The organism is Kitasatospora sp. NPDC007106 (genome assembly GCF_040634455.1).
Taxonomy (GTDB): Bacteria; Actinomycetota; Actinomycetes; order Streptomycetales; family Streptomycetaceae; genus Kitasatospora; species Kitasatospora arboriphila.
This window is the reverse complement of sequence record NZ_JBEYFP010000558.1, coordinates 1-4,012: the sequence shown is the minus strand read 5'-3', so window position 1 is coordinate 4,012 and position 4,012 is coordinate 1. Positions and strand designations below refer to the sequence as shown.

2 protein-coding genes are annotated in these 4,012 nt (G+C 73.6%); one reads left to right on the top strand and one right to left on the bottom strand.

Features of this window, described 5'->3' with window-relative positions; translation table 11 throughout:
- Positions 1 to 73: 73 nt before the first annotated feature.
- Entirely contained in the window at positions 74 to 1,390 is a 1,317-nt protein-coding gene (locus ABZ641_RS28330) for an extracellular solute-binding protein (protein ID WP_359986212.1), read from the bottom strand.
- A 201-nt stretch (positions 1,391 to 1,591) separates the two neighbouring features.
- On the opposite strand from ABZ641_RS28330, the gene ABZ641_RS28325 reads away from it, so the two are divergent.
- On the top strand, positions 1,592 to 3,670 hold the full coding sequence (locus tag ABZ641_RS28325) for a beta-galactosidase (RefSeq protein WP_359986209.1): 2,079 nt from the start codon (positions 1,592 to 1,594) through the stop codon (positions 3,668 to 3,670).
- Positions 3,671 to 4,012: the final 342 nt, after the last annotated feature.

Sequence of the window (4,012 nt, the reverse complement as noted above, 5' to 3'; positions counted from 1 at the left end):
TCCGAAGTGCGCAGTTCTCCCCCGGCCTTCGGCCGGGAGGTACCCCCACGCGCTCCTGGCGGAGCGCTGCGGTTCAGCCCTGGGTGGTGAAGCCGTTCTTCTTCAGGTCGGCGACGGTGGCCTGCTGGATCGCGGTGAGTGCGGCGGGGAAGCCGGACTTGTTCTGGGCGGCCTTGCCGAAGGCGTCCTTGAAGGTCGAGTAGGCGACGTTGACGTTGGGGCCCCAGGCGGCGGGTGCGGTGTTCTTCGCGATCTCGGCGGCCCGGGTGTAGAAGTCGGGCTGGTTCGCGAAGAACTCGGGGGCGTTCGCCAGTGCGCCGCCGGTCTGCGCGGCGGTCGCGGCCGGGTAGATGCCCGCCTCCTTGACCAGCGCGGCGACGGCCTGCGGGTCGGTGTTCAGCCAGGTGGCGAACTGCGTGGCGGCGTCGGCGTGTCCGGCCTTCTCGGCGCCGGTGGTGACGCCGGTGCTGGAGCCGCCCCAGCTGCCGGTGACCGACTCCCCGGCGTTCCACTGCGGCAGCGGGGCGATCGCCCACTTGCCCTTGGTGTCGGGCGCGGAGGAGGTGAACACACCGGGCGCCCAGACCGCGGAGACCCAGGCGATCTGGCTGCCGTCGTTGAGCGCCTTGCTCCAGGCCGGGGTGTACATCGGCTGGTTGTCGACGGCGCCCTCGGCGACCAGGCCGCCCCAGAAGTCGGCGACCTTCTCGGTGGCGGCGTCGTCGACGGCGACCTTCCAGGCGTCCCCGGAGGCCGTCCACCACCTGGCGCCGGCCTGCTGGGCGAGGCCGGCGAACAGGCCCGGGTCGTTGGCGGAGAAGGTGGTGAGCGCCTTCGACGGGTCCCTCTGCTTCAGCTGCCGGGCGGTGTCGGCGAACTCGGCCCAGGTGGTGGGCACCTTGAGGCCGTACTGGGCGAACAGGTCGGTGCGGTAGTAGAAGGCGAGCGGGGCGGTGTCCTCGGGGATCGCGTAGACCGCGTCGGAGCCCAGGGTGACCTGCTGCCAGACACCGGCCGCGAACCTGTCCTCGGCGGCGCCGGACCGCTTGGCGATGTCCGCGAGCACGTCGTTGCTGACGAGGGTGGGCAGTGCCTGGTACTCGACCTGGACGAGGTCGGGGGCGTTGCCGGCCTTGGCCGCGGTGATGGTCTTGGTGACCAGGTCGTCGCCGGAGGCCTGCTTCTGCACGGACACCTGGACGTCCGGGTGGGAGGCGTTCCAGAGGGCCGCGACCTTGTCCATGTTCGGCGTCCAGGACCAGAAGGTCAGCTTCACCGGTCCGGCCGCGGCCGCGGTGTCACCGGAGGCGCCGCCGCTGCTGCCGCAGGCGGTCAGGACGAGCGTGCCGCAGAGCGCGGCGGCCGAGGCGAGGGCGAGCCGACGGTGCATGGATCCTCCCGGGATCACGGGTGCGGGGTGGGGGATGCGGGAGCGGCGCCGGGCTCCTGAGCTCACGGAACCGCCGCTGTGCACGTTCACAGTACGGAAACCCGGACGACACTTGTCAATCCCTCACCTCGTACGGTTATCTTGCCGAAACACGGCGCACTCGCGCTGTGTACGTTCACAGTGATCGCCGATGGAGCCCCCATGGACCACCCGCTGACCCGCGACGTCACCCCGACCGCGGCCGCCGCCCCCGCCGCACGGAGCCGCCGGCCGGTCGGGCTGCCCGCCCTCGCCTACGGCGGCGACTACAACCCCGAGCAGTGGCCGGAGGAGGTCTGGGAGGAGGACGTCCGGCTGATGCAGCAGGCGGGCGTCACCATGGTCAGCGTCGGGATCTTCTCCTGGGCCCTGCTGGAGACCGAACGCGGCGTGTACGACTTCGGCTGGCTCGACCGCCTGCTCGACCTGCTGCACGCCGGCGGCATCCGGGTCGACCTCGGCACCCCCACCGTCGTGCCGCCGGCCTGGTTCTACCGCGAACACCCGGAGGCCCTGCCCGTCACCCGCGAGGGCGTCCGCCTGGAGGCCGGCTCCCGCGGCGCGATCTGCCACAGCTCACCGGCGTACCGGCAGGCCGCCGCGTCCATCACCGAACAGCTCGCGCTGCGCTACGCCGACCACCCCGCACTCGCCCTCTGGCACGTCCACAACGAGTACGGCGTCCCGGTCAGCGCCTGCTACTGCGACGCCTCCGCCGAGGACTTCCGGCGCTGGCTGCGCGAGCGGTACACCGGCCTCGCCGAGCTCAACGCCGCCTGGGGCACCACCTTCTGGGGCCAGCGCTACGGTGCCTGGGAGGAGATCCGGCCGCCCCGGCTCACCCCCACCGCCGGCAACCCCGCCCAGCAGCTCGACTGGGCGCGCTTCACCAGCGACACCCTGCTGGAGAACTTCAAGCGGGAACGGGACGTCCTGCACCGGCTGGCGCCCGGCATCCCCGTCACCACCAACTTCATGACGGCGCTCTCGCAGTGCGAGTCCCTCGACTACTGGGCCTGGGGCCGCGAGGTGGACCTCGTCGCCAACGACCACTACCTGGTCGCCGAGGCCCCCCGGAACCACATCAACCTCGCCATGTCCGCCGACCTCACCCGCTCGGTCGCCGGCGGCCGCCCCTGGCTGCTGCTGGAGCACTCCACCGGCGCCGTCAACTGGCAGCCCCGCAACCTGCCCAAGCAGCCCGGCGAGATGGCCCGCAACAGCCTCTGCCACGTCGCCCGCGGCTCGGACGGCGCCATGTTCTTCCAGTGGCGGGCCTCGCGGTTCGGCGCCGAGAAGTTCCACTCCGCGATGCTGCCGCACGCCGGCACCGACAGCCGGATCTGGCGCGAGGTGGTCGCCCTCGGCGCCGCCGTCGGCGCGCTCGGCAGCGTCCGCGACAGCCGGGTGGTCTCCGACGCCGCCGTGCTGTGGGACTGGCAGTCCTGGTGGGCGCAGAAGCTCGAATGGCGGCCCAGCGTCGAACTCGACGCCCGCGCCCAGGCCGACGCCTGGTACGCCGCCGCCTGGGACCGCCACCTCACCGTCGACTTCGCCCACCCCGAGGCCGACCTCACGGACTACCCCCTCGTCCTGGTCCCCGCCCTGTACCTCGCGACCGCCGCCACCGGCGACAACCTGCGGCGCTACGTCGAGAACGGCGGCACCCTCGCCGTCGGGCACTTCTCCGGCATCGTCGACGAGCACGACACCGTGCACCCGGGCCCCTACCCCGGCGCGCTGCGCGAGGTGCTCGGCCTCACCGTCGAGGAGTTCGCACCGCTGCCCGAGGGCCGGACCGTCCGGCTGGACGGCCCCGGCGGCGACGGCCCCGACGGGCCGCTGCAGGCGGGCTCCTGGTCCGAGTTCGTGGTGCCGCGCGGCGCCGAGACGCTGTGGAGCCACACCGAGGGACCGGCCGCCGGCCTGCCCGCGATCACCCGCCACACCCTCGGCCGGGGCGCCGCCTGGTACCTGTCCACCCGGCTCGACGCGGCAGGGCTCGACACCGTGCTCGCCCGGGTCTGCGCCGACGCGGGCCTGCCCGAGCGGGCGCTGCCGCGCGACCTCGAGGTCGTGGAACGGGTCGGCGAACTCGGCCGCTACCTCTTCGCGATCAACCACGGCGACCGCGGGGCGCAGGTGCCGCTGCCCGGCGCCGGCATGGAACTGCTCACCGGACTGCTGGTCGAGGGGGTGCTGGAGGTGCCGGCGGGCGCCGTCCGGGTGGTCCACCTGTGACGGGCGGGCGGGGCGGTGCGAGGCGGCCGCGCCCGTCGTCTACATTGATGTAGACGAGGTGCGGCGGTCCGCCGTCCCCGCGGCACCCCCGGAGAGGCGTGGCCTGAATGTCGTCCCCTGCCGTCCTGGTACCGGACGCCTGCGGCGCGCCCGGCTCCCCGGTGCCGACTGCCGGCCGTTCGGACATCGGTCGTCCGGTCGTCCGTCGTCCGGTCGTCGGCCGTTCGGACATCGGCCCTCCGGCCGGCGGTCGCCGCAGCGTCGAGGGCGGCCGGTGAGCGCCGTGGCCGACGCGGACCGGGCCGCCGCCCGCCCCGACCACGGGGAGCAGCCGCCCGGGAC

Bases quoted from the DNA above. Each gene is read 5' to 3' on its own strand.
- ABZ641_RS28330 (WP_359986212.1), bottom strand. From the start codon at position 1,390: ATGCACCGTCGGCTCGCCCTCGCCTCGGCCGCCGCGCTCTGCGGCACG.
- ABZ641_RS28325 (WP_359986209.1), top strand. From the start codon at position 1,592: ATGGACCACCCGCTGACCCGCGACGTCACCCCGACCGCGGCCGCCGCC.